This is a genomic window from Cereibacter azotoformans (assembly GCF_021391315.1).
Taxonomy (GTDB): domain Bacteria; phylum Pseudomonadota; class Alphaproteobacteria; order Rhodobacterales; family Rhodobacteraceae; genus Cereibacter_A; species Cereibacter_A azotoformans.
Map to the genome: position 1 here is coordinate 1,629,094 of NZ_CP090021.1, position 24,604 is coordinate 1,653,697.

At 68.9% G+C, this 24,604-nt stretch carries 18 protein-coding genes, 2 tRNA genes and 1 pseudogene; 6 read left to right on the forward strand and 15 right to left on the reverse strand.

Going from position 1 to position 24,604, the window contains the following annotated elements; genetic code table 11:
• Nucleotides 1–54: 54 nt before the first annotated feature.
• The 4 genes from LV780_RS08115 to LV780_RS08130 all read right to left on the reverse strand — a co-directional run bounded on the left by LV780_RS08115 (nt 55) and on the right by LV780_RS08130 (nt 6,542).
• On the reverse strand, nt 55–630 hold the full coding sequence (locus LV780_RS08115; protein WP_101341012.1) for a DUF924 family protein: 576 nt from the start codon (nt 628–630) through the stop codon (nt 55–57).
• Between the two features lie 150 nt (nt 631–780).
• Complete coding sequence (locus LV780_RS08120) at nt 781–2,037, reverse strand: MFS transporter (RefSeq protein ID WP_011908862.1); 1,257 nt, start codon at nt 2,035–2,037, stop codon at nt 781–783.
• Between the two features lie 79 nt (nt 2,038–2,116).
• The gene (gene queA / locus LV780_RS08125) at nt 2,117–3,157 is read right to left on the reverse strand and encodes a tRNA preQ1(34) S-adenosylmethionine ribosyltransferase-isomerase QueA (protein ID WP_108220571.1); all 1,041 of its coding nucleotides are present in this window, start codon (nt 3,155–3,157) and stop codon (nt 2,117–2,119) included.
• A 91-nt stretch (nt 3,158–3,248) separates the two neighbouring features.
• Nucleotides 3,249–6,542, reverse strand: coding sequence for an AsmA-like C-terminal region-containing protein (locus tag LV780_RS08130; RefSeq protein ID WP_108220586.1), 3,294 nt, complete (start codon nt 6,540–6,542; stop codon nt 3,249–3,251).
• 90 nt (nt 6,543–6,632) lie between these two features.
• Here LV780_RS08130 and LV780_RS08135 point away from each other — a divergent pair, with 90 nt between their 5' ends.
• The 3 genes and pseudogenes from LV780_RS08135 (at nt 6,633) to LV780_RS08150 (ending at nt 9,231) form a co-directional block, all read left to right on the forward strand.
• The gene (locus LV780_RS08135) at nt 6,633–7,094 is read left to right on the forward strand and encodes a peroxiredoxin (protein ID WP_101341010.1); all 462 of its coding nucleotides are present in this window, start codon (nt 6,633–6,635) and stop codon (nt 7,092–7,094) included.
• A gap of 294 nt (nt 7,095–7,388) precedes the next feature.
• Nucleotides 7,389–8,729 (forward strand): annotated as a pseudogene (locus LV780_RS08140) (DUF5930 domain-containing protein).
• On the forward strand, nt 8,719–9,231 hold the full coding sequence (locus tag LV780_RS08150; protein ID WP_108220569.1) for a bactofilin family protein: 513 nt from the start codon (nt 8,719–8,721) through the stop codon (nt 9,229–9,231). The pseudogene LV780_RS08140 and the gene LV780_RS08150 overlap by 11 nt, the downstream one beginning before the upstream one ends.
• Nucleotides 9,232–9,362: 131 nt before the next feature.
• Here the strand turns inward: LV780_RS08150 and LV780_RS08155 are convergent, their stop codons facing one another.
• The 5 genes from LV780_RS08155 to LV780_RS08175 form a co-directional block, all read right to left on the reverse strand.
• Complete coding sequence (locus tag LV780_RS08155; protein WP_011908868.1) at nt 9,363–10,139, reverse strand: DUF2189 domain-containing protein; 777 nt, start codon at nt 10,137–10,139, stop codon at nt 9,363–9,365.
• 133 nt (nt 10,140–10,272) lie between these two features.
• Complete coding sequence (gene prfB, locus LV780_RS08160; RefSeq protein ID WP_011908869.1) at nt 10,273–11,400, reverse strand: peptide chain release factor 2; 1,128 nt, start codon at nt 11,398–11,400, stop codon at nt 10,273–10,275.
• 91 nt (nt 11,401–11,491) lie between these two features.
• On the reverse strand, nt 11,492–14,041 hold the full coding sequence (locus LV780_RS08165; protein ID WP_108220568.1) for a penicillin-binding protein 1A: 2,550 nt from the start codon (nt 14,039–14,041) through the stop codon (nt 11,492–11,494).
• A 90-nt stretch (nt 14,042–14,131) separates the two neighbouring features.
• Nucleotides 14,132–15,358 carry an N-acetylmuramoyl-L-alanine amidase gene (locus tag LV780_RS08170; protein WP_108220567.1) on the reverse strand — a complete coding sequence of 409 codons (1,227 nt, stop codon included), beginning with the start codon at nt 15,356–15,358 and terminating at the stop codon, nt 14,132–14,134.
• A 49-nt stretch (nt 15,359–15,407) separates the two neighbouring features.
• The gene (locus LV780_RS08175; RefSeq protein WP_108220566.1) at nt 15,408–16,559 is read right to left on the reverse strand and encodes a pyridoxal phosphate-dependent aminotransferase; all 1,152 of its coding nucleotides are present in this window, start codon (nt 16,557–16,559) and stop codon (nt 15,408–15,410) included.
• Between the two features lie 166 nt (nt 16,560–16,725).
• Here LV780_RS08175 and LV780_RS08180 point away from each other — a divergent pair, with 166 nt between their 5' ends.
• Complete coding sequence (locus LV780_RS08180) at nt 16,726–17,469, forward strand: DsbA family protein (protein WP_011908873.1); 744 nt, start codon at nt 16,726–16,728, stop codon at nt 17,467–17,469.
• An 80-nt stretch (nt 17,470–17,549) separates the two neighbouring features.
• On the opposite strand, the gene ispG is transcribed toward LV780_RS08180, so the two are convergent.
• The 4 genes from ispG to LV780_RS08200 all read right to left on the reverse strand — a co-directional run bounded on the left by ispG (nt 17,550) and on the right by LV780_RS08200 (nt 22,051).
• Complete coding sequence (gene ispG, locus LV780_RS08185) at nt 17,550–18,683, reverse strand: flavodoxin-dependent (E)-4-hydroxy-3-methylbut-2-enyl-diphosphate synthase (RefSeq protein ID WP_011908874.1); 1,134 nt, start codon at nt 18,681–18,683, stop codon at nt 17,550–17,552.
• Nucleotides 18,684–18,812: 129 nt separating this feature from the next.
• Complete coding sequence (locus LV780_RS08190; RefSeq protein WP_011908875.1) at nt 18,813–20,012, reverse strand: helix-turn-helix domain-containing protein; 1,200 nt, start codon at nt 20,010–20,012, stop codon at nt 18,813–18,815.
• 112 nt (nt 20,013–20,124) lie between these two features.
• Nucleotides 20,125–21,348 carry a 5-aminolevulinate synthase gene (gene hemA / locus LV780_RS08195; protein WP_011908876.1) on the reverse strand — a complete coding sequence of 408 codons (1,224 nt, stop codon included), beginning with the start codon at nt 21,346–21,348 and terminating at the stop codon, nt 20,125–20,127.
• Nucleotides 21,349–21,481: 133 nt separating this feature from the next.
• Nucleotides 21,482–22,051, reverse strand: a complete 570-nt coding sequence (locus LV780_RS08200) for a 5-aminolevulic acid synthase (protein WP_108220565.1) — start codon at nt 22,049–22,051, stop codon at nt 21,482–21,484.
• A gap of 232 nt (nt 22,052–22,283) precedes the next feature.
• Between LV780_RS08200 and LV780_RS08205 the strand changes: the two genes are divergently transcribed.
• Entirely contained in the window at nt 22,284–23,657 is a 1,374-nt protein-coding gene (locus LV780_RS08205; protein ID WP_108220564.1) for a M20/M25/M40 family metallo-hydrolase, read from the forward strand.
• Entirely contained in the window at nt 23,654–24,097 is a 444-nt protein-coding gene (locus LV780_RS08210) for a GNAT family N-acetyltransferase (RefSeq protein ID WP_101341001.1), read from the forward strand. The genes LV780_RS08205 and LV780_RS08210 overlap by 4 nt, the downstream gene beginning before the upstream one ends.
• Before the next feature lie 193 nt (nt 24,098–24,290).
• Here the strand turns inward: LV780_RS08210 and LV780_RS08215 are convergent.
• Nucleotides 24,291–24,367 (reverse strand) — tRNA-Asp (locus LV780_RS08215).
• 34 nt (nt 24,368–24,401) lie between these two features.
• A tRNA-Asp gene (locus LV780_RS08220) sits at nt 24,402–24,478 on the reverse strand.
• Nucleotides 24,479–24,604: the final 126 nt, after the last annotated feature.

Genomic DNA, 24,604 nt, shown 5'->3' on the forward strand with positions numbered 1-24,604 from the left:
AAGGCGCAACGGCGCCCACCCTCCGGCCGCAGCGCGGGGTTCGCGGTCCGCGCCTCACGTCCGCAGACGCCGCACCTCGGCCGCATAGGCACCCGTGGCCAGAAACTCCTCCTCCTCCGGCGTCGATGCGCGCCCGAGGGCGGCGTTGCGGAAGGGGAACCGGCCAAAGCGCGCGATGATCGCCGCGTGGGCATGGGCATGGAGCAGCCCCTCGGCGCCCGTCTCGGGCATCCGCTCCTGAAAGAGCCGTACCGCTTCCGCCTGGTCGGCCGCATCCTCCGAATGTTCCAGCGGCAGGTAGAAGAACTGCCGCTCCGGCTCGGGGGCGCCGAGATCCCAGTCGGCCGCGATGGCCTTGCGCGCGCAATCCCGCGCCATCGGATCGGTCGCAAACGCCTCGGCGCTGCCCCGGAACAGGTTGCGCGGGAACTGGTCGGTCAGGATGAGGAACGCAAGGCAGCCGACGGTGCCCTCGGTCCAGTGATCGAGACCGCCGCCGCGCGCCGCCTGCCACAGATCGCCGAACCGCTCGCGGATCGTCTCGTCCACCTCGGGATCGACCGCATACCAGCCCTCGGGGCCCACCTCGCCCAACCAGAAGTCGAGCACCGCCACCGGATCGTCCGCCATTCCTGCCTCCTGCGCCTGCCTCACGAGCCTGACAGGTCGGGCCCGGAGCGGCAACCCGCCCTTTCACTCTGCCCAAATATCCCGCGGGGGAGTCCGGCCAGGGGCCGGACGGGGGCGCGAAGCCCCCGCCCTCCGCCGGCCGTCGGGGCCTCACTCGGCCGCCTGCTGCGCCTCCTGCGCCTCGGTGACCACTTCCATGACGGCGCCGACGGCCACCGACGAGGCGGTCGGCGCGACGGATGCGAAGGAGCCCGTGTCGGCCACCGCGGGCGCCGCACGCCGCGTCATCCGCCAGCCCGCATAGATCGCCATCGCCCCGTACAGCAGGCCGATGAAGAGAAAGAAGCCGCGCGGCCCCGCCTGTTCCATGATCCAGCCGGTCACGAGCGGCCCGCAGACCGCCCCCAGCCCGTTCATGAACAAGAGCCCCGCCGAGGCGGCCGCCATGTCCTCCTTGCCGAGGAAATCGTTGGTATAGGCGATCAGCAGCGAATAGACCGGGTTGGTGATCCCGCCGAGCAGCAGCGCGACCGCGATCAGCCCCCAGAAGGGCGGCTGGAACAGGACGGTCACCCCCATCAGCAGCCCCGCCACCACGGCAAGCCCGAGGATCAGCTGACGCCGGTCCATCCGGTCCGAGGCCCAGCCGATCGGATATTGCAGCACAAGGCCTCCGACATAGATCGAGCCGATGAAGATCGAGATCTCCTGCACCGAGAGTCCCTCGAGCGTGCCCCAGACCGAGGCCATGCCGAACATGGCCGAGAAGATCCCGCCGGTCATCAGCATCCCCACGATGCCCAGCGGCGACACGCGAAACAGCTCGCGCACCGAGAGCCTCCGGGTGCTCTCGAAGGTCGGCGTGGGCGTCACGGTCAGAAGGATCGGCATGAAGGCCAGCGACACGAGCACCGAGGGGATCACGAAGAGGGTGAAGCCCGACGGATCGGCCGCGTTCAGCAGCGCCTGACTCGTGATGATGCCCACCATCTGCACCATCATGTAGGCCGACATCGCCTGTCCCCGCGTCTCGTTCGTCGCGGTGTTGTTCAGCCAGCTCTCGGCGGTGATGTAGACGCCCGAGAAGCTGAAGCCGATCAGCACCCGCAGCAGCGTCCAGACCGCCCAATCGGGCATCACCGGATAGACCACCAGCACCGCCGAGATCATCGACCCGAGCGCCGCAAAGACCCGCACATGGCCCACCCGGCGGATCAGGTCGGGCACGACCTGCGAGCCCACGAGGAATCCCGCGAAATAGGCCGAGGTCACGACGGCCAGCTGTGTGGTCGAGAATCCCTCGATCGCGCCGCGGATGCCCAGCAGCGAGGCCTGGACCCCGTTGCCGACCATCAGCAGCATGACGCCCAGCAGAAGCGGCCAGGTGGCGGCAAGGACCTTGAACATTCGGAGCTCCGTGACTTGGCGGACAGGCTGGCATGGGATGCCCGGGGGCACCGCCGGAAGGCGACATCCGACAGCGGTTTCAACCGCCGGGGATCAGGAGGGAGGCGTCGCCGTACGAGAAGAAGCGATAGTCGTGGCGCACCGCATGGTCATAGATCGCACGGATCCGCGCCTCGCCCATCAGCGCCGACACCAGCATCAGAAGCGTCGATTTCGGCAGGTGGAAATTGGTCATCAGAGCATCCGTCACCCGGAACCTGTAGCCCGGATAGATGAAGATGTCCGTCTCGCCCCGCCAGGGCCGGATCGTGCCCGCGGCCGAGGCGCTCTCGATCAGCCGGAGCGCGGTGGTTCCCACCGGGATCACCCGCCCACCCGCGGCCTTCGTCGCCGCGATCTCGGCCGCCGCGGCCTCGGTCACCTCGCCCCATTCGGCATGCATCCGGTGCGTGGTCACATCCTCGACCTTCACGGGCAGAAAGGTGCCCGCCCCCACATGCAGCGTGACTTCGGTGAAGGCCACGCCGTTCGCGGCCAGCGCCTCGAGCAGCGGGCGGTCGAAGTGCAGCGAGGCCGTGGGGGCGGCCACCGCGCCCGCGTGGCGGGCAAAGACCGTCTGGTAATCCTCGCGATCCTGCGCATCGGGCGCGCGGCGGGCGGCGATGTAGGGCGGCAGCGGCATCGCGCCCGCCTCGGCGAGGGCGGCGTCGAAATCCTCTCCCGCGCGGTCGAAGACGAGGCGCAGGTCGGTCTCGCCCTTCTCGGCCACCTCGGCCGACAGGGCGTCGGAGAAGCGGATTGTCTCGCCCTCCTTCAGCTTCCGCAGGGGTTTGGCCAGAGCGCGCCAGCCACCCGCCGCGGCGGGCTCCATCAGCGTGATCTCGATCTTCGCGCAGGCCTCGCCCCGCGTCCGCGTGCCGACAAGCCGCGCGGGGATCACGCGCGTGTTGTTCAGCACCAGCCGGTCTCCGGGGCGGAAGATGCCCACGAGGTCGCGCACATGACGGTCCTCGATCCGGTCCCCTTCGGCCAGCAGGAGGCGCGCGGCCGTCCGCGGACGCGCCGGGCGCGTGGCGATCAGCCGCTCGGGCAGGTCGAAATCGAAATCGGACAGTTTCATGGCAGGCAACAGGCGCTCGGTGGCAGGAGGTCGGCAGGAGGCGGGCCCCGGCCGGGGACTTGGGGCGAAAGGGCGCCGAAGGCAAGGGCGATCAGGGCAGGACCGGCACCGGGCGGCGAAAGATCTCGCGGAACATGCCGGGGGTGAGGATCGAGAGCGGGTTGACCGTCACCGCGGGCCGGTCGGCCGAGCCCGTCACCGAATAGTTGAAGCCGAAGAGCCCCTCGCCGCGCCGGGTCAGAAGCGAGCCGATGCCGTTCAGCAGATAGATGGGCGAGATCACGCCCTGAAGGTCGAGCCTGCGGTCGCCGGCCCGGTAGAGCCCCGCAAGCGTGACCCCCATCGAGGCCCCCACGGCCGAGGCCTGCGAGATCTCGACCGCGCCCGGCTGGATGCGAAACTCGGCATCGCCCTCGGCAAAGAGCAGCCCGTCGCCGTTCAGTTGCTCGAGAAGACCCACGACCGACACCGCATTCAGAAGCGCCGCAAGGACCGGCGCGTTCGTCACGCGGAAGTTCGAGACGACCGCCCGGCCGCGGTAGCCCTCGCGCCCCTCGGGCACCAGATGCAGATCGAGATCGCCGCCGCGGGCATCGGGGAAGATGCCGGCCGAGGCGATCACCCCGCCCGCATCGCGCGAACGCAGCCGGACGGCGCTGCGTCCGTTCATCGGCACCACCGTGCCCTCGACGGCGGCGCGCCCGTTCACCCGTCCGCGGAAGCCGCCGTTGAAGCCGCCCCGCGTGCCGAAGCGGCCCTCCACATCCGTCAGCGCGATGCCCGAGGTCACCTGCAACCGGTCGAGCGCCACGAGGATGGGCAGCGGCGTCCCCCCTCCGCTTCCGCCAGCCCCTCCACCTCCCGCGGCACCGAGCCTCGTGAGATCCACGGACCCGCCCCGCACCTGCACCTCGATCGGCTGGCCCGTCCCCCGCCCGGCCAGCGTCACCGGCGCGTCGAGCCAGCCGTTGAGCCGCACCCTGTCGAACCGCACCGCATCAAGGCCGCCGTCGGCGCGCAGGGTCACCCGACCCGTGGCCGAGAGCCCGCCCCCTTCGAGAACCAGCTTTTCCACCGTCACGGGCTTGCCCAGCGTGGCCGCCAGTTCCAGCCGGCCGCTCCGCCCGGCGGGCTTGGACCAGCCGATCGCGGCCAGCCCCATCCGCAAGCCGTCCAGATCCGACGACAGCGTGAGGCGGGGCTCGGCCCCCTTCGCCATCTCGATGCGGAAGCGTCCGGGCGCGGCGCCCTCCAGCGTGCCCGGCGGCAGGTTCAGGTTGAATTCCTCGGCGGCGGGGGGGGTCAGGGTGGCCGTCCCCTCGACCGTGGCGCGCCCCCCCGTCTCGGGCCCGAAGGCGAGCCGGTAGGCCCCATCGAACGGCACGCGCCCGAAACGGCCCGCGCCGCTGACGCGAAGACCCTCGGGCATGGCCTCGAGCGCAAGGCTCGGCGCGGTGATCGTCCGCCCCGGCACGAGCGTCTCCGAGCGGAAGTCGCTGATCGTGCCCCGGACCGAGAAATCCACCTCGTCGGGCCTCACCTTCTGCTTCAACGGCAGGTCCAGCACGGTCTCCATGACCGCGCGTCCCTCGCCCAGATCGACCGAGCGCCCCGCCTTCTCCAGAAAGCGGAACGGCGGCTGGTCGAGCAGCGAGAGCGCGGCCGTCACCCCGCTCTCGCTGTTGAGCGAGATGCGGGCGCGGGCGGGCCTCTGGCTTACGTCCGGCACCTCGAAAACCGAGCGCGTGACGCGGATGGGCCCGCCGGTGGGCGGGGTGACACGGCCCTCCTCCAGCACCATCAGGTATCGGCGATCCTCGATCACCGCGTAGCCCGAGCCCTTTTCGATGGGTGGCAGGGTCTTCAGATACCGCACGTCGCCATCGCGGAACTCGTAGCCGAGCGAGAGCCGGGTCTCTGCGTCCGGACTCGTCCGCAGCCCGGCCTCGACCTCGAACAGCCGGCCCTCCTGCACGTTCTCGGCGAGCCAGCTCCGTGTCTTGGGCACCAGCGCCAGCGGCCAGAGCGCGAGAAGGTCGCTGTGCGAGATTTCGTTCAACCCCAGATCGAAGGCCACGCGCCAGCCGCCCTCCTCGGCCGAGGCGCGACCGCGGCCGATCAGCCGCCGGCCCTGCTCGACCAGCGCCAACTGGCCGATCTCGACCCGGAACGGATCGAGCCGCATCCTCAGATCCAGGGCCCCTTCGGAAAAATGCACCGGGGTCTCGAACAGGCCGTCGGGATCGGCGCTGGCATCCTCGAACCGGATCTGGGCCAGGATCTCGCGCGGCAACCCCTCGGACACGCCCGGGAGATAGGCATGCCCCTGCGCCGACAGCCGCAGCGACCGCCCCTGAACCTCGAGCCGCGTGAGGTTCAGCCGCTCGCGCGCGGGATCGTAGGAAAAGGCCATCCCGGCCCGATCGAAGGCGATCGGCTTCGTCTCGGGGCGCGGCTGCAGCGCGCCCTCGCCGCTGTCGAGCGTGGCCTCGAACCGCGTGAGCCGCCCCTCGCCGTCGAGCGCGGCCGAGAAGCCGCCCGAAAGCGCCGTGTCCAGCACCTCGAGCCAGGCCACCGGCGCGGCCTGCGCGGCTATGTCGGACGCGGCCACCTGATCGACCGTGGCCGAGATCCGCGCCTCGGGGCTGCCGGGCGTGGTGACAAAGGTCATCACCGCCTGCGCCGGGGCACCGCCGCCCGGATCGAGCAGCGACAGCCCCAGCTCCAGCGCGCGCCGGTCCGGCCTGTTCACCAGCGCAAGCCGCCCGTCGCCCGCCTGCCACGTCCGCCCCGCGCGGCGATCGTCCAGCGTGAGCGTCGTGCCCTCGGCCTCGATCCGCGCAAGGTCGGCCAGCAGCGGAAGCGCGAACATCCGGTCCACCGCCTCCCGCGCCTCGGCGTAGCTCGCGATGCGCAGGCCTCCGCCCTGCTCGCCCATCGCCAGGTCGAAGCGCCCGTCCCTCATCCGGCGCAGCGCGATCCGCGCGCCCGACAGCGTGATCACCTTCGGATGAAGCGCCCCCCGCAGGGCCGCACCGCGATCAAAGGCCACGCGCGCCTCGGGCAGGCTGACCAGCACCCGCCCGTCCGCCTGCAAGAGCCGCACATCATCCAGCCGGAGCCGAGGGATCCAGTTCGGCTCGACCGTCAGGACGATCCCGCCGACCGAGACCGACAGCGCCGGCGACAGCGCCCTGTTGATGCGCGCCTCGGCCTCGCTGACGGCCCAGACCGGCAGGGGCAGCGGGCGGCCCGTCAGGGCGAGCGTGGCAAAGCCTGCCACCCCGGCCAGAAGCGCAAGGCTCAGCAGGAGCCACAGCGAGACCCGGCCGCGCCGCGACCGTCCGCTCCGCCCCGGCTCCTGCTGGTCGCCGCCCACGGTCATCCGTTCCATTTCCCTGTCACAGGCTTGCCTTTACCGACACTGTCGGACAACTAAAACTGCCGTGACCCATCCCTCAGCAAGGAGCCGCCCATGATCGACGCAGGCCAGCCCGCCCCCGATTTCACCCTGCCGCGCGATGGCGGCAGCACCGTCTCTCTCTCGGCCCTGAAGCCGGGCAAGGCGGTCGTCTATTTCTACCCCAAGGATGACACGTCCGGCTGCACGCTCGAGGCGCAGGAGTTCACCGCCCTCGCCGCCCAGTTCGCCGAGATCGGCGCGACCGTGATCGGCATCTCGAAGGACAGCGTCAAGTCGCACGACCGGTTCTGCGCCAAGCACGGGCTGGGAATCATCCTCGCCTCGGACGAGGGCGCCTCCACCGCCGAGGACTACGGCGTGTGGAAGGAGAAGAACATGTACGGCAAGACCTACATGGGGATCGAGCGTTCGACCTTCCTGATCGACGGCGAGGGCCGGATCGCCCGCGTCTGGCGCAAGGTCTCGGCCCGCGGCCATGCGGCCGAGGTGCTGGCCGCCGCACGCGAACTCTGACCTCGCAGCGCGCACAGGGCAGCCTTCATCCCGGCCGCGGCCGGGCGCACCGGAGGCCGCCGGCGCAACCCGCCCATGCGCGGCCTTTCGCCGATCTTTTTCCACAAGCGACGGAACTTTCCCGCTATCGGCGAGTTTTCGCCCATTCAGGCAAGGTTCCGCCTTCAGCATCCCCCTATTGGTCAAATCGGTTGCACCCCTGCCCCCCGCTGGCTAGTCAGTCTGCGGGGACAGGAAGCCGGCCCCAGAGCCGGCCAAGGTTCGTCACCGCGAAACAACAAACGGGACTGACCGGTGCTGACGCGACTTCATTATCGGATCCATTCGAGCCTTGAGCGTATCCTGCCGGAGAAGCGGCTCTTCCTGAAATCCGATAGCGATACGCGCTTCATCCGCCTCCGACCCGTGACCCAGCTCGCCGCGCTGGCGGGCGGCACCCTCCTCGTAAGCTGGACGATTCTGGCCACCTCCATCGTGCTGATGGATTCGGTCGCCGCCGGAAACACCCGCGACCAGACCCAGCGCCGGCAGGCGCTCTATGAATCCCGCCTCAATGCCCTGTCCGCCGACCGGGACCGCCGCGCCGATGAGGCCGTGCGCGCGCAGGAGCGGTTCAACCTCGCCCTGGCCGAGGTCTCGAAGATGCAGACCGCGCTCCTCGCCACCGAGGATCGGCGCAAGGAACTCGAGACCGGGATCGAGGTGTTGCAGGACACGCTGATCCGCACCATCGACGAACGCGACGAGGCCCGCGCCCAGACCGAGCGCATGACGCTTGCGCTGGCCGAGCAGACCGGCTCGGCGCGCACCGACGGCTCGCGGATGGCCGATGCCGAGGCGACGCTCGAACAGGTGTCGTCGGCGCTCGCCGCCCTCGCCCGCCAGCGCGACGACATGGCCAATGCCGTGCTGCTCGCCAAGGAAGAGACCGAATAGGTCCTTCAGCAGAAGGCCGAACTGCAGGCGCGCAACGACCTGATCTTCGCCCGCCTCGAAGAGGCGGTGACCGTCTCGATGGAGCCGCTGGACAAGATGTTCCGCGCCGCGGGCCTCTCGACCGAGTCGCTTCTGAACCAGGTCCGCCGCGGCTATTCGGGTCAGGGCGGGCCGCTGTCGAAGCTGACCGTCTCGACGATGGGCGGCGACCTCACGCCCGAGGAGCGCCGGGCCAACGAGATCCTGAACGGCCTCGACCGGATGAACCTCTACCGGCTGGCCGCCACCAAGGCGCCCTTCGCGATGCCGGTCAAGACCGCCTTCCGCTACACCTCGGGCTTTGGCGGGCGCGACGACCCGTTCGGGCGCGGCAAGCGCCGCCACGAGGGGATCGACATGGCCGGCGCCAGCGGCAGCCCGATCTACGCGACCGCCGACGGCGTGGTGATTCAGGCCGGCTGGGCCAGCGGCTACGGCCGGGTGATCAAGATCCGCCACGACTTCGGCATCCAGACCGTCTATGGCCACCTGTCCCAAATCCGGGTCGACAAGGGACAAAGGGTATCGCGCGGGGACCGGATCGGTGATATGGGCTCTACAGGCCGGTCCACCGGCACCCATCTCCACTATGAGGTCCGCGTGGACGGGACTCCCGTCAACCCGATGACCTTCATCAAGGCGGCGAAAGATGTTTTCTAAGAGCAGAATCAACGAGCCCGGACCCAAGCAGGGCGAGGCCGACAGGCCGAAGAATCAGGAAGCTCCCGTGCAGAAATCCTCGACCGACTTCGCGCCCGGTGCGCCCAAGCCCAAGCCCTCCGCCTCGGTCCTGTCCTCGGACCTGACGGTGGTCGGAAACCTCCGCACCACCGGCGACATCCAGGTGGAAGGCACGGTGGAGGGTGACATTCGCGCCCATCTTCTGACCGTGGGCGAAAGCGCCACGATCCGCGGCGAGATCATGGCCGATGACATCGTGGTGAACGGCCGCGTGATCGGCCGCGTGCGCGGCCTGAAGGTGCGCCTCACCTCGACCGCCCGCGTCGAGGGCGACATCATTCACAAGACCATCGCCATCGAATCCGGCGCCCATTTCGAAGGGTCGGTCCAGCGCCAGGAAGACCCGCTCCAGAGCGGCAAGCCCGGCGCTCCGGCGGCGGCGGCTCCGGCTCCGCAGGCCGCGAAACCCGCCGACCACTGATCCGTCTTCGCCGTCGGACCTATAGACCAAGGGCGCCCACGCGGCGCCCTTCTTCGTTTCAACCGGTTGCGCCGCGTTCCTGCGTTGCCGGATGAACGGCCCCGGCCGCCGACAGGGCGGCCGGGTGCCTGTCAGTCGAGCGCCAGCCGATAGAGATGCCAGGTGGCGTGGCCCAGCACCGGTAGCGCCACCAGAAGCCCCAGGAACCCGGGCAGCATGGCGAAGAACAGGATGCCGCCAATGGTGACACCCCAGGACAGCATCAGCACCGGATTGGCCTGCACCACCTGAACGCTCGTGATCATGGCCGTCACGAAATCCATCTCCCGGTCGAGCAGCAGGGGTAGGCTGACCACCGTGATCGAGAACAGGATGCTGGCAAAGACGGCCCCGATCAGCATCTCGACCGCCAGCAGGGTCAGCCCGTTTGCGGTCATGAAACTGTCGAGGGAACTCGAGATGTTCACGATGGGCTGCATCCCCATGAACAGCGCGAAGACCATGTGCGACAGGAAGTTCCAGAACAGGAAGAAGATCACCACCACGGCCGCCATCGAGGGGATCTGGCGGTCCTTCTGCGCCACGACCACGCCGAGCACCTGCCCCCACCGAAGCGGCAGGTCAAGTTCCAGCCGGCGGCTCACCTCATAGAGGCCGCAGGCGATGAACGGGCCAAGGATCGGAAAGCCCGCGGCCGCAGGCAGGATCCACCAGAAGTTGCCGCTCGTCGTGAGGGCGATGAGGATGATCCAGCCGCAGATCACATAGACGGCCGAGAAGAACAGGCCAAAGGCCGGGGCGCGGCGGAAGTCCCGCATCCCGGCAAAGAGCGCAGTCCGCAGATCTTCGGGGGTGAGCACACGCACCTCCGGGACCGCCGAAGCGGGTTCCAAGTAGCTTTGCGACATTCCGAGGCTCCTCCATCTCGTAGGGAGAAGCGTAAGCTCAGGTGCCGTTCAGCGCCAAGATGATTCTGCACCTCAGCTTTTCGTATGACATGATGAGAAGATGTCCGCGGCTGGCGGCAGGAGATTCCCCGCCTCAGCCCTCGGCGTTCGCCTCGGCGCGGCTCTTGCCGGCCACGTCCTGCGCCAGCGTCGCCTGCATGAAGCGGTCGAGGTCGCCGTCGAGCACGCCCTGCGTGTCCGAGGTTTCGACGCCGGTGCGCAGGTCCTTCACCATCTGGTAGGGCTGCAGCACATAGGAGCGGATCTGGTTGCCCCAGCCCGCCTCGCCCTTGGCCTCGTGCTGGGCGTTGATCGCGGCGTTCCGCTTGTCCAGCTCCATCTGGTAGAGCCGCGCCTTCAGCGCGTTCATCGCGGCCTCGCGGTTCTGGTGCTGCGACTTCATCGACGAGGTCACGACGATGTTCGTCGGCAGGTGGGTGATCCGCACCGCCGAGTCGGTGGTGTTGACGTGCTGCCCGCCCGCGCCGGACGAGCGATAGGTGTCGATGCGGATCTCGTTCGCCGGGATCTCGATCTCGATGTTGTCGTCCACCACCGGATAGACCCAGACGGACGAGAAGGAGGTGTGCCGCCGCGCCGCCGAGTCGTAAGGCGAGATCCGCACCAGCCGGTGCACCCCGCTTTCCGATTTCAGCCAGCCATAGGCGTTCGGCCCCGAGATCTTGTAGGCGGCCGACTTGATCCCCGCCTCTTCGCCCGCCGATTCCGACTGCAGCTCCACCTTGTAGCCCTTGCGCTCGGCCCAGCGGACATACATCCGCGCCAGCATCGAGGCCCAGTCGCAGCTTTCGGTGCCGCCCGCGCCCGCGTTGATCTCGAGGAACGTGTCGTTGCCGTCCGCCTCGCCGTCGAGCAGCGCCTCAAGCTCCTTGGCGCGCGCGGTCTCGACCAGGGTGCGGATCGCGGCCTCGGCCTCGGTCACGATCTCGGTGTCGCCCTCGGCCTCGCCCAGTTCGATCAGCTCGACATTGTCGCGCAGGCCGGTGTCGATCAGCCGATAGGTCGAGAGCTGGTCCATCAGCTGCTGCCGCTCGCGCATCAGCTTCTGCGCCCGTGCCGGGTCGTTCCAGAGGTTGCCGTCCTCGATCATCGCGTCGAACTCTTCCAGACGATGCGGCGCGGTCTCGAGATCCATGCGCTGGCCCAGAAGCTCGAGCGAGCGCTTGATGGCCTCGACATGGTTCTGGGTCTCGGTGCGCATGGGCGGATGTCCTCGATCGGTTCAGGCGGGGGTGATAGCGCGAAGGCGCGGACCGGGCAAGGCCGGGCCGCGCCTGCAAGGAGGGGCCGGGTCAGTAGAGACCGCCCGAACTGAGCGTGCCGAAATCGGCTTTCCTGGGGATGACCTTCCGCTCGCCCGTGGCGGTCGTGACGGTCGAGCCCTGCTCGGTTTCATCCTCACCATAGGCGAAGAGCGGCAGGTTCGATCCCATGGCAAAGCCGCCGTCGACCCAGGCGCCCATGCCGAAAACCGGATCCTCGCCCTGGCGGAAATACTCGGCCACCACGTTGTCGCCGGTCGCGTCGTCGGGCAGCCGGGCCCCGGTGAAGCGGTCGATCTTGATGAAATAGCCGCCCGGCGGCACGCGGAATTCGGAGCCGCCGTATTTCTGCACCGCCTTGCTCATGAAGCTCTGGAACACCGGGCCGCAGAAACCACCGCCCGAGGCCGAGCCCATCGACCGCGGCTGGTCGTAGCCGATGTAGCAGCCCGCCACGATGTTCGAGGTGTAGCCAATGAACCAGACATCCTTGGCGTCGTTCGTGGTGCCGGTCTTGCCCGCCACCGGCACCGGCAGGTTGATCCCCCGCCCCGTGCCGCGCTTGACCACGCCTTCCATCATCGAGGTGAGCTGATAGGCGGTGATCGCATCCATCACCCGCTCGCGCTTGGAGGTGATGCGCGGCGCGCGGCCATCAGGCAGCAGCGGCTGGGCGCAATCCTCGCAGATCCGCTGGTCATGGCGATAGATCGTGCGCCCGAAGCGGTCCTGCACCCGGTCCACGAGGGTGGGCTGCACCCGCTCGCCGCCATTGGCGAACATGGCGTAGGCCGCCACCATCTTGAACAGCGTCGTCTCTTCCGCACCGAGAGCGTTGGCGAGGAACTGCCCCATCCGGTCATAGACCCCGAAACGCTCGGCATAGGAGGCCACGGTGTCCATGCCGATCTCCTGAGCGATGCGGACGGTCATCAGGTTCCGCGACTGCTCGACCCCCGTGCGCAGCGGCGTCGGCCCGTAGTATTTCCCCGAGGCGTTCTTGGGCGTCCAGAGACCCTGTGCGGTCTGCACCTCGATGGGGGCGTCGATGACGATGGTGGCCGGGGTGAACCCTGAATCCAGCGCCGTCGCATAGACGAAGGGCTTGAAGCTCGAACCCGGCTGGCGCGTGGCCTGCGTGGCGCGGTTGAAGACGGAATACTGGTAGCTGAAGCCGCCCTGCATCGCGAGCACCCGGCCCGAGTTCACATCCATCGCCATGAAGGCGCCCTGAACCTCGGGCACCTGCCGCAGCGACCAGCGGCGCACGCTGCCGTCCTCGGCCTTGAGCCCGCGCACCAGAACGACATCCCCGACCGCGACCAGATCGCCCGCCGACTGCGCCTTGCGGCCGAGCCGGCCATCCGCCTGCCGCTTGCGCGCCCACGTCACGTCCTCGGCGGGGATGTAGTGGCCGTCCTCGTCCTCCTCGACGCCCTCGATGCCGATCCGGGCGGAGCTGTCGCCCACCTCGAGCACCACGGCCGGATGCCAGCCCGGCACGTCGCGCGGCACAGGCGTCTCGGCCAGCGCCGCGCGCCAGTCGGCCTCCGAGCCGAGCCGCTCGGCCGGGATCACCTGCCGGGTGCCGCGCCAGATCCCGAGGCTGCGGTCATACTTCTCGAGGCCCTCGCGCAGCGCCGCCGCCGCCTGCTCCTGAAGCTCGCGGTCAATGGTGGCGCGGATCGTCAGGCCACCGCCAAAGAACTCCTGCTCGCCGAACTCGGACGAGAGCTGCCGACGGATCTCGTCGGTGAAATAGTCGCGCGGGGGCAGCGCCTCGCGGAAGGCGGGATAATCGCCGTTCTGCACCGAGCGCAGCGGCTCGTTCAGAGACGAGGTCAGCGTCGCCTCGTCGATGTAGCCGTTCTCGAACATCTCGCGCAGGACGTAATTGCGCCGCTGGGTCAGCCGCTCCTTCGCCCGCACCGGATGATACTGGCTGGGCGCCTGCGGCATCGAGGCCAGTGTCGCGGCCTCGGCCGGGGTCAGTTGCGAGAGCGTCTTGTTGAAATAGGTCTGGGCCGCCGCCGCCACCCCGTAGCTGTTCTGGCCGAGGAAGATCTCGTTCAGATAGAGTTCGAGGATCTTGTCCTTGGGCAGCGTCTCCTCGATCCGGGTCGCGAGGATGATCTCCTTGATCTTGCGCTCGCCCGTCCGGTCTCCCGACAGCAGGAAGTTCTTCATCACCTGCTGGGTGATGGTCGAGGCGCCGCGCACGTTCTGCCCGCGCGAGCGCACCGCCTCGAAGGCGGCCACGGCGATCCCGCGGGCGTCATAGCCGTGGTGGCTGTAGAAGTTCTTGTCCTCGGCCGAGATGAAGGCGTTCTTGACCAGATCCGGGATCTCCTCGATCGGCGCGAAGATCCGCCTCTCCTGCGCGAATTCGTCGATGATCCGCCCTTCGCCCGAATAGATCCGGCTGATCGTGGGAGGGCTGTATTGCGCAAGACTCTCATGGCTCGGCAGGTCGCGGGAATACATCCAGAACACCGCACCCAGGGTCAGCGCCAGCGCCAGCAGGCCCAGCGTGATCGCGGTGAAGATGGCCCCGAAGACCGAGCCTACGAACCTGAACAATGGCGGTGCCCCCTCTGGTTGGCGCCCTTATACACGCCGGCGACCGGAAGGGCAAAACCTGCCCTCGGCCGCCGCTTCGCGTTTTCGCGATCAGCGCCGCAGCATCTCCTTCAGCGCGGCATCCTCGCGCGCCCAGCCTTTCAGTCCGTCCACCAGCGCCGCGATCATCCGCGCCCTCCAGGCGGGATCGCGCAGCCGTGCAAGATCGGCGTCGCTCGACATGAAGCCGGTCTCGACGAGGATCGAGGGCATGTCCGGCGACTTCAGCACCGAGAAGCTGGCGGCCTGCCGGGGATGGCGGTGCATGGCCAGGCCCTGACCCTTGATGGCGGCCTCGAGCGCCAGCGCCAGCCGCTCGTTGCGCGGCCCGGTCTCGGTGCGGGCCAGATCCATCAGCACGCCCGCCACCAGATCGTCGTGGCCGGTCAGGTCGATCCCCGCCAGCAGATCGTCGCGGTCGTGCCGCTCGGCCAGCGCCGCGGCCGCCGCGTCCGAAGCCTCCTCGGCCAGCGTGTAGAGCGTGGCCCCCACCGCCTCGCCCTCCGCAATCGCATCGGCATGAAGCGAGACGAACACCTGCCCGCCCGCCGCCCGCGCCCGCGTGATGCGCGCCTCGAGCGGCACGAACACATCCTCCTCCCGCGTCATCGCCACGCGGAACGTGCCGTCGCGCAGCAACGCCTCCTTCAGCTCGCGCGCCAGCGTCAGCATCAGGCTCGCCTCGCTGATGCCCCCGCGCTCGGCGCCGGGATCGATGCCACCATGGCCGGGATCGAGGACGACCGTCAGAGGGCCAGACCCCTGCGCCCTCCGGGGCAGGTCCGCCGCGCGCGGCAACGCCCAGCCCGGCGGCTCGGCCGCGCCCGCCCGCGCCGCGAACTCCGCCGCATCCGCCTTGCGCAGCGTGACCGCGATGCGCGCGCCCTCCCCCGTGCGCATTCCGGCCGTCTCCACCACCATCGGCCCCGCCAGCTCCATCACCAGTCGCGACCAGCCGGGCCGGAACGCGCCGGCCCGCACCTCCCTGACCCGATCCGTGGTCTTCGCCAGTGCCTCGACGGGGCCGAACTCGACCTCGCGGAAATCCATCACCAGCCGCGGCGGCCCGTCCATCACCCGCACGCGCCACGGCACCGGCTGGCTCAGCCGCAGCTCGACCGAGACGCCGCTCCAGCCGCTTCCGGCGATCCGCGACGCGCCGGCATCGAGCCGGGCGAGCCCCGTCAGCTCCTGCGCCGCACCCGTTGGCCCGACCAACGTCGCCAGCACCACGACGAGCAGCGCCAGCCGGCCGCGCACCAGTCTCAGGATCTCCATCCGCGTCCTTTCACGCTGGTCCAAATATCCCCGCCGGAGGCTCCGACGGTCAGCCCCGGCGCGCCGCCATGAAGGCCTCGAGCCGCCGCAATCCCTCGACGATGTCCTCCGTCGCCCGCGCGTAGGAAAAGCGCAGCGTCCGCGCCCCGCGCACCGGGTCGAAATCGAGGCCGGGCGTCACCGCCACCCCCGCCTCGCGCAGGATCTCGGCCGCGAAGGCCAGGCTGTCGTCCGTCAGGTCCGACACGTCGGCATAGACATAGAAGGCCCCGTCCGGCGGAGCGAAGCGGGTGAAGCCGGCCTTCGGCAGCCCCTCCAGCATCAGGCGGCGGTTCTCGGCATAGACGATGCGGTTGGCCTCAAGCTCCTCCATGCAGTCCAGCGCCGTCAGCGCCGCGATCTGGCTCGCGTGGGGCGGACAGATGAACATGTTCTGCGCCAGCCGCTCGATCGGGCGCACATGCGCCTCGGGCACCACCAGCCAGCCCAGCCGCCAGCCGGTCATCGAGAAATATTTGGAGAAGGAGTTGATCACATAGACATCGTCCGTGATCTCGAGCGCCGAGACCGCGCGCGTGCCATAGTCAAGCCCGTGGTAGATCTCGTCCGAGATGAAGGCGATGGCGCGTTCCGCGCAATGGCCCGTCAGCGCCGCCAGCGCCTCCTGCGAGAGCATCGTCCCCGACGGGTTGCCCGGCGAGGCCACGATCAGCCCCGCAAGATCGGCCACCCCTGCCAGATCCTCCGGCACGGGCTGCAGGCGGTTCTCGTCCCGCGTGGGGATGCCCACCGGCTCCAGCGACAGGGCGCGCAGGATCTGGCGGTAGCTCGGATAGCCGGGCTCGCCGAGCGCCACCCGGTCGCCCGCCTCGAAGAGGGCGGTGAAGGCCAGAAGGAAGGCCGAGGACGAGCCCGCCGTCACCACCACGCGGTTGGGGTCCAGCTCCACCCCGTACCAGCGGCGGTAAAGGTCCGCGATCCCCTTGCGCAGTTCGGGCAGGCCAAGCGCCACGGTGTAGCCGAGCGGCCCCGCTTCCATCGCCCGGGCCAGCGCCGCCCGCGCGCCCGCGGGCGCGGGCGTTCCGGGCTGGCCCACCTCCATGTGGATGATCGACCGGCCCGCGGCCTCCAGCGTTCGGGCCTGTTCCATCACGTCCATCACGATAAAGGGATCGACCGCCCCTCGCCTTGAAACCCGCATCTTCCGCCTCTTAGACTTTTCCTGCCGTTCCTGAGACACCGGGGCGCGAAGGTCAATGGCAGGCCGCCGCCACCCTCGCGCTTATCCGGTTGCCAAGGCGGCCGGATCGGTGTTCCTGTCCTGATCCGCAACCCGCCCCCGCGACCCGCGCCAACCGGAGCCCATGATGAGACTGATCCCCCTCGGTGCCGCTGCCCTGACGGCCGCCCTCGCCCTTGCCCCTGCCGCACAGGCCGAGATGAGCGCCGCCGAGCGCGAGGCCTTCCGCGCCGAGGTCCGGGCCTATCTGCTCGAGAATCCCGAAGTGCTGATGGAGGCCTTCGCCGCCCTCGAACAGCGCCAGCAGCTTGACCAGATCAACGCCGACCTCGCCCGCCTCGAGGAACATTCGGACGAGATCTACCGCGATCCCGCCAGCTGGGCCGGCGGCAATCTCGAGGGCGATGTGACGGTGGTCGAGTTCATCGACTACCGCTGCGGCTATTGCCGCAAGGCCAACGCCGAGGTCGAGGAGCTGGTGACGTCCGACGGCAACATCCGCTTCGTGCTGAAGGAATATCCGATCCTGGGCGAGGAATCCGTGCTTGCCTCGCGGTTCGCCATCGCGGTGCGGCAGATCGCCGGCGACGAGGCCTACAAGCAGGCGCATGATCGGCTGATCTCCTTCCGCGGCGACATGACGAAGGAGGCGCTCGGCCGCCTCGCCGACGACATGAAGCTCGACCGCGCCGCCATCCTCGAGCGGATGGATCACGAGGAGGTGACGGCGGTGATCGCGGCCAACCACCGGCTCGCCGAAACGCTCGAGATCTCGGGGACCCCGACCTTTGTCATCGACCGGACGATGGTGCGCGGCTATGTGCCGCTCGACGGGATGCGCCAGATCGTCGAGGGCCAGCGCAAGGGCTGAGCCCCGCCCCGATGAGGAAAGGCGCCTGAGAGGGCGCCTTTTTCATGCCGGTCATTTTTCGCGAAGCGTGAATGCCTCGCCTATTCGGCGGCCTCGGCCGCCGCGCTCTTCTCGGCCTCGATCTCGGCGGCCCGGCGCTCGACCATGCTCACGATCTCGTCGATCATGCGCTCGTTGCCGAGCTTGTGGCTCTGCTTGCCGGCCAGATAGACCATGCCCGAGCCATTGCCGCCGCCGGTGAAGCCGATGTCGGTCATCAGCGCCTCGCCCGGACCATTGACCACGCAGCCGATGATCGAGAGGCTCATCGAGGTGGTCACATGCGCCAGGCGGTCCTCGAGTTCGGACACGGTCTTGATCACGTCGAACCCCTGCCGCGCGCAGGAGGGGCAGGAGATGATCGTCACGCCCCGGTGGCGCAGGCCCAGCGACTTGAGGATCTCGTAGCCGACCTTGACCTCCTCGACCGGATCGGCCGAGAGAGAGACGCGCAGCGTGTCGCCGATCCCCGACCAGAGGAGGTTGCCGAGCCCCACCGCCGACTTCACCGTTCCCGCCGTCAGCCCGCCTGCCTCGGTGATCCCGAGATGGATCGGCGCGTCCGTCGCATCGGCCAGCGCCTGATAGGCCGCGGCGGCGAGGAAGACATCGGAGGCCTTCACCGAGATCTTGAACTCGTGGAAATCGTTGTCCTCGAGGATCTTGATATGGTCGAGACCCGACTCGACCATCGCCTCGGGGCAAGGCTCGCCGTATTTGTCGAGCAGATGCTTCTCGAGCGAGCCCGCGTTCACCCCGATCCGCATCGAGCAGCCGTGGTCACGGGCGGCCTTGATGACCTCGCGCACCCGGCTGGCGTCGCCGATGTTGCCCGGGTTGATCCTGAGACAGGCCGCCCCCGCCTCGGCCGCCTCGATGGCACGCTTGTAGTGGAAATGGATGTCGGCCACGATCGGGACCGGGCTCGCCGCCACGATCTCCTTGAGGGCGCGGGTCGAGGCCTCGTCGGGCACCGAGACGCGGACGATGTCGGCCCCGGCTTCGGCGGCGCGCAGCACCTGCGCGATGGTCGCCGGCGCGTCGGCCGTGATCGTGTTCGTCATGGTCTGCACCGAGATCGGCGCATCGCCGCCCACCGGAACGTTCCCCACCATGATCTGCCGCGACTTGCGGCGGTGGATGTTGCGCCAGGGGCGGACATGATTCAGCGACATGGGCGGAAACCTCGGGTGATGGTCGCCGACAACTTAAACCCGGCGAGGCAGCGGCACAACCGGCTGCGCTTAAATGCCCTGCCTCGACCTGCGGCGAGACAGGGCGGCCGGTTCAAGCGGGTCCGGTCGTCAGCGGGTCTCGTTCTGGGCGACGGTGGCGTAACGGGCCAGATCCGCGTCCCCGGTCAGGTCGGCCATGGCATATTTGCCGACCAGCGCCTCGGCCGACAGCGCCACATTCTTGACGACCTGCGCCCCCGGAGCCGACGGACCGTAGGTCTTGCCGTTCACGGCAAAGTAGAGAGAGCCCGAGTTTCCGGCCCGCAGGACCGGCGGCTGCTCCATCTGCGGCACGACGAACCGCTCGCCAGCGTCGAGGATCTTCTCGAACAGGACGGTGCCATCCGCGGCCTGCACCCGCACCCAGGAGGGCCGCACGGCCAGAAGCTCCACCGTCGGCGGAGCCGCTTCGGCAACCTGCACCTCTTCCTCGACCGGAGCGGCCGCAACCGGCTCGGGCGCCACCTCGAGCGAGGCCCGCTGCACATTGTCGCTCATCCGCGGATTGATCGCGGCGATCGGACCATCCCGCGACACCAGCACGGGCACGTCGAGCGCCTGCGCCTGCGGGCGATAGAGCCGGCCCATCAGGTCGGGCTGCACCGGATCGGCCGAGGCGAGATCCGTCACAGGCTCGCTCCGCACCAGCGGCGCGACCGTGCTCACGCTGCCCAGCGGATCGACCTCGGCCACGACCTGCGGCGCATGATCAACGGGGGCCACCTGCACGCGCTGCACCTGTTGCAGCACGGACCAGCCGCCATAGCCGATGCCGCCGATCAGCGCGAGCAGCACGAAGACCGACCCCACGGCGCCCGGCTCGATGCGCGCCAGGACGCTCTCGCCCCGCGGCACGAAGAGCGCGTTCGGGTCGGCCAGCGGATCGCGCACCTCCCCACCAGCGCGGGTCCGCGACTGCGCATCCCGGCGCGCGCCGGACACCGAGATCGCCATCCCGTGCATGGTGGTGAAATTGGCTTCCTTGCAGAAGCGCGCGAAGGACTCGTCCGGGTCCATCCCGAGATAGCGCGCGTAGGAGCGCACATAGCCGGCCACGAACCCCTGCGTCTCGAAGGCCGAGATGTCCGCGTTCTCGATGGCGGCGATGTAGGTGGCCTTGATCTTGAGCTCGCGCTGAACATCCAGCAGGCTCTTGCCGAGCGTGGCGCGCTCACCGCGCATGATATCGCCCAGCCGCAATTCGAAGTCGTCAAAACCCTTCGGCTTGTCGACTTCGGCCGTCGAAGGTTGATTCCTCCGCCAGATCATGCGTTTGCCCGTCCCTGCCCCGTTTCACCCCGGCCGGTTCCTCGCCGACTCAAGGGTATCCTGTACCGACAGAAGTAGCACAGGGCAGAGACCTTTGCATCCGCAGAAGCGGTCAGGCAACCACCTCGGCGCGATTCAGCGCACAGTGCTGCCAGAGCACATCCATGGCCTTCACAAGGTGATCGATCATCCCCGAATCATGCACCGGCGAGGGCGTGAAGCGCAGCCGCTCGGTCCCGCGAGGCACGGTCGGGAAGTTGATCGGCTGGACGTAGATGCCGAAATGTTCGAGCAGCATGTCCGAGATCATCTTGCAGTGCACCGGGTCGCCGACATGGACCGGCACGATGTGCGAGCCGTGGTCGATGATCGGCAGGCCGAGGCCCTTCAGGCGCATCTTCAGGATCTTCGCAGCCGTCTGGTGCTTCTCGCGCAACTCCACGTCGCCCTTGAGGTGACGCACCGAAGCCGCCGCACCGGCGGCCACCACCGGCGGCAGCGAGGTCGAGAAGATGAAGCCCGGCGCGTAAGAGCGCACGGCGTCACACATTTTCGCCGAAGCGGCGATATAGCCGCCGAACACGCCATAGGCCTTGCCCAGCGTGCCGTTGATGATGTCGATCCGGTCCATCAGCCCGTCGCGCTCGGCCACGCCGCCACCGCGGGGGCCGTACATGCCGACGGCGTGCACCTCGTCGATGTATTTCAGCGCGCCAAACTCGTCGGCGATGTCGCAGATTTCCTTGATTTGGCCGAAGTCGCCGTCCATCGAATAGACCGACTCGAAGGCCACGAGGATCGGCCGGCCCTTGCCGATCGAGCTGAGGATGCGGCGCAGGTCGTCGAGGTCATTGTGCTTGAAGATGTGCTTCTCGGTGCCCGAACGGCGGATGCCCTCGATCATCGAGGCGTGGTTCAGCTTGTCCGAGACGATGACGAGGCCCGGGATCAGCTGCGGAAGCGTCGAGAGGGTCGCGTCGTTGGCGATGTAGGCCGACGAGAAGACCAGCGCGGCTTCCTTGCCGTGCAGGTCGGCCAGCTCGGCCTCGAGCCGCTTGTGATAGAGCGTCGTGCCCGAGATGTTGCGCGTACCGCCCGAGCCCGCGCCCGTGTTCTCGAGCGCTTCGTGCATCGCGCCCAGCACCACCGGATGCTGGCCCATGCCGAGATAGTCGTTGCCGCACCAGACGGTGATTTCCTTCTCGCTCCCGTCGGGCTTGCGCCACATGGCTTTCGGGAAGGCACCCTTGCGCCGCTCGATGTCGATGAAGGTCCGGTACCGGCCCTCGGTGTGGAGCCGATTCAGAGCGGTATCGAGTGCCTGGTTGTAGTCCATCTTCGTCTCCCTGACGCCCGGGCTGCCGGGCAAGCTGGGTGTATAATGAAAATTCGGCGCGCCGCGGCCTTGATGAGGATCAAATCCTAAGTCTGGAACCGGCCAATTTGAAACCCGTTCATTGGTCCCTGCGTCAATCGGCCACCACGACCGCGCAGTCCCGCGCGCCCCCGGTGCTGGCGCAGGCCTGAAGCGCCTGCTGCTGCGCGGCCCCGCCCTGCCCGAGGCCCCAGCGGCCGGTGGCGGGCGAGATCGCCAGGGCGCGCGGGCCGCGCGCCCCGTAGTCGGCCCCAAACCCCCGGGTTGCGTCAGAGGATAGGCTGAGGGCGCGGGCCTTCCAGCCCGCGGGCCGTATGTAGGCCGCAATCTCGCAGGACCGGCGCCCCTTGCGTTTTTCCTCGCAGGCGGCGAGGGCCGCCTTGGCCGCAGCCTCGGTCGAATGGTGGTTGGCGGCGGCGATGGTCGCCTCGGAGGCGAGACCCTCCTCGGGCGACAGGGCGACGGCGCCGTAGTAGGGCTGTTCGCTCACCACCATCCGCAGCAGCCTTGCGTCATTGGCGGACAGGAAGTCCACGGTCAGGATCTCGACCTCGGCCTTGAGAGGCGCGAAGAGCATCCGCTCCGCCTGCCTGCCCGTCACCGGCTCGGCCAGGGCGGCCCCGGCCGCCGAAAGGCTGAGGGCTGCCATGATCGCCAGACGCATCCTCGACTCCGCCACCTCATCGTTGGCCGCCCTCTTAGCGCACCCCGGCCCCGCTGCACAGGGCCTCCGCAGCTTGTGATCGGAGGTCTTTCCTCGAAATTGACTTCCCCGACGGTGCGGCCGCATACACGGGGGCGGGACGCTCTGCCGCACCGGCAGGGCCAGCCCGGAAGGCCCGATGAGGCCCGCAAGGCCGCCCGAGGGCGGCAAACCCGATGAGGAAGGACCCAAGATGACGCTCGACGCGGTGCTCGCCCGGATCGACAACAGCCTCCCCGAGGCTCTGGACCGGCTGATGGCGCTGTTGCGGATTCCCTCGATCTCGACGGATCCCGCCTATGCCGCCCAGTGCGACGCGGCGGCCGACTGGCTGGTGGCGGATCTCGCCTCGCTGGGGTTCGAGGCCTCGAAGCGCGCGACGCCCGGACATCCGATGGTGGTGGCCCACGCCCCTGGAGACGGCCCGCACCTGCTGTTCTACGGCCACTACGACGTGCAGCCCGTCGATCCGCTGTCGCTCTGGGATCGCGACCCGTTCGATCCGGCGCTCGAGGAGACGCCGGCCGGTCAGGTCATCCGCGCCCGCGGCGCATCGGACGACAAGGGCCAGCTGATGACCTTCCTCGAGGCCTGCCGCGCCTGGAAGGCCGAGCACGGCCGCCTGCCCTGCCGGTTGACGATCTTCCTCGAGGGCGAGGAGGAATCGGGCTCTCCCTCTCTCGTGCCCTTCATGAAGGAGAATGCGGACGAGCTGACGGCCGACCTCGCGCTGATCTGCGACACGGGCCTGTTCGAATCGCGCACCCCCGCCATCGTGACCATGCTGAGGGGCCTGCTCGGCGAAGAGATGGTGGTGCGCGGGCCCTCGAAGGACCTTCATTCCGGCATGTATGGCGGCGTCGCCATCAACCCGATCCGGGTGCTGACGAAGGTGCTTGCGGGCCTGCATGACGAGACCGGCCGCGTGACTCTGCCGGGCTTCTACGACGGCGTGACCGAGTTGCCCGAGGCGATTCGCGCCCAGTGGCAGGGCCTGGCCTTCGACCACGCGCGGTTCCTCGGCGATGTGGGCCTGTCGCAACCCGCCGGAGAGCAGGACCGCACGCCCCTCGAGATGATCTGGTCGCGCCCGACCTGCGAGATCAACGGGATCTGGGGCGGCTACACCGGCGAGGGGTTCAAGACGGTCCTGCCGGCCGAGGCCCATGCCAAGGTCAGCTTCCGCCTTGTGGGCGATCAGGACCCCAACGCGATCCGCGAGGCGTTCCGCGCCCATGTCCGCGCGAAGCTGCCGCCCGATTGCAGCGTCGAGTTCCACGGCCACGGCAATTCGCGCGCGGGCCACATGCGCACCGACTCGCCCGCCTTCGAACAGGCCCGCGCCGCCCTGACCGAGGAATGGGGCCGCTCGGCCGCCTACGTCGGCTGCGGCGGCTCGATCCCGATCGCGGGCTATTTCCAGACGATCCTCGGGATGGACGCCATGCTGGTCGGTTTCGGCAAGGACGACGACCAGATCCACTCGCCGAACGAGAAATACGACCTCGAGAGCTTCCACAAGGGAATCCGTTCCTGGGCCCGCGTCCTCGCACGGGTCGCCGGGTGAGCGTCTCGATCCGCACCGCCACGGCGGCCGACGAGGCCGCCTTCCGCGCCCTCTGGGGGGATTATCTGGCCTTCTACCAGATGACCCTCCCCCCCGAGGTCATAAACACGACCTGGGCGCGCATCCTGGACCCCGCCTCGCCCCTGACCGCGCGGCTTGCGGTGACCGAGGGGCGCGTGCGCGGCTTCGCGCTGCACCACACGCATATCTCGACCTGGGGCATCCACCCGGACGGCTATCTCGAGGATCTCTATCTCGAGCCCGAGGCGCGGGGCCTTGGCCTCGGCCGCGCCCTGATCGAGGATCTGATCGGGATCGGACGCGCGAGCGGCTGGCACCGGCTCTACTGGCACACCAACGAGAGCAACACGACGGCGCGCAAACTCTATGACAGCTTCACCCCGACCGACGGCCATGTGCGCTACCGCCTGATGCTCTGAGCTGCGGCACGGCAGGCGGGGCGCCCCGGCCCCCGCCCGCCTTGGACCTGCGCCATCAAGGCCGCGGGCCAGGACACGGGACGACTTCGGCTCGCGGGCGCAGTCGGTTCGGCAAGTGCCGGCCTGACCGCACAGTGAACCGGCCGCTGCCGTTTCAAGGTGCTTTGGAAGCGAACTGGTGTGTGGGAAGAAGTGGCGCGGTTGACGGGGCTCGAACCCGCGACCCCCGGCGTGACAGGCCGGTACTCTAACCGACTGAGCTACAACCGCGCGATCTCTTTCACGTTCGGGCGGCGGCGGACGGTGGCGCGGTTGACGGGGCTCGAACCCGCGACCCCCGGCGTGACAGGCCGGTACTCTAACCGACTGAGCTACAACCGCGTGCGCCGTCCGGTCGCCGCCGAACGTGAGGCGGGTATTACGCAGCCTCTCGGGCGGCGTCAAGCGCCCCCGCGCCGAAAAATGCGAAAGTCTCTGTCCGAGCGCCGCCGCCCTGCCCCGCACCCG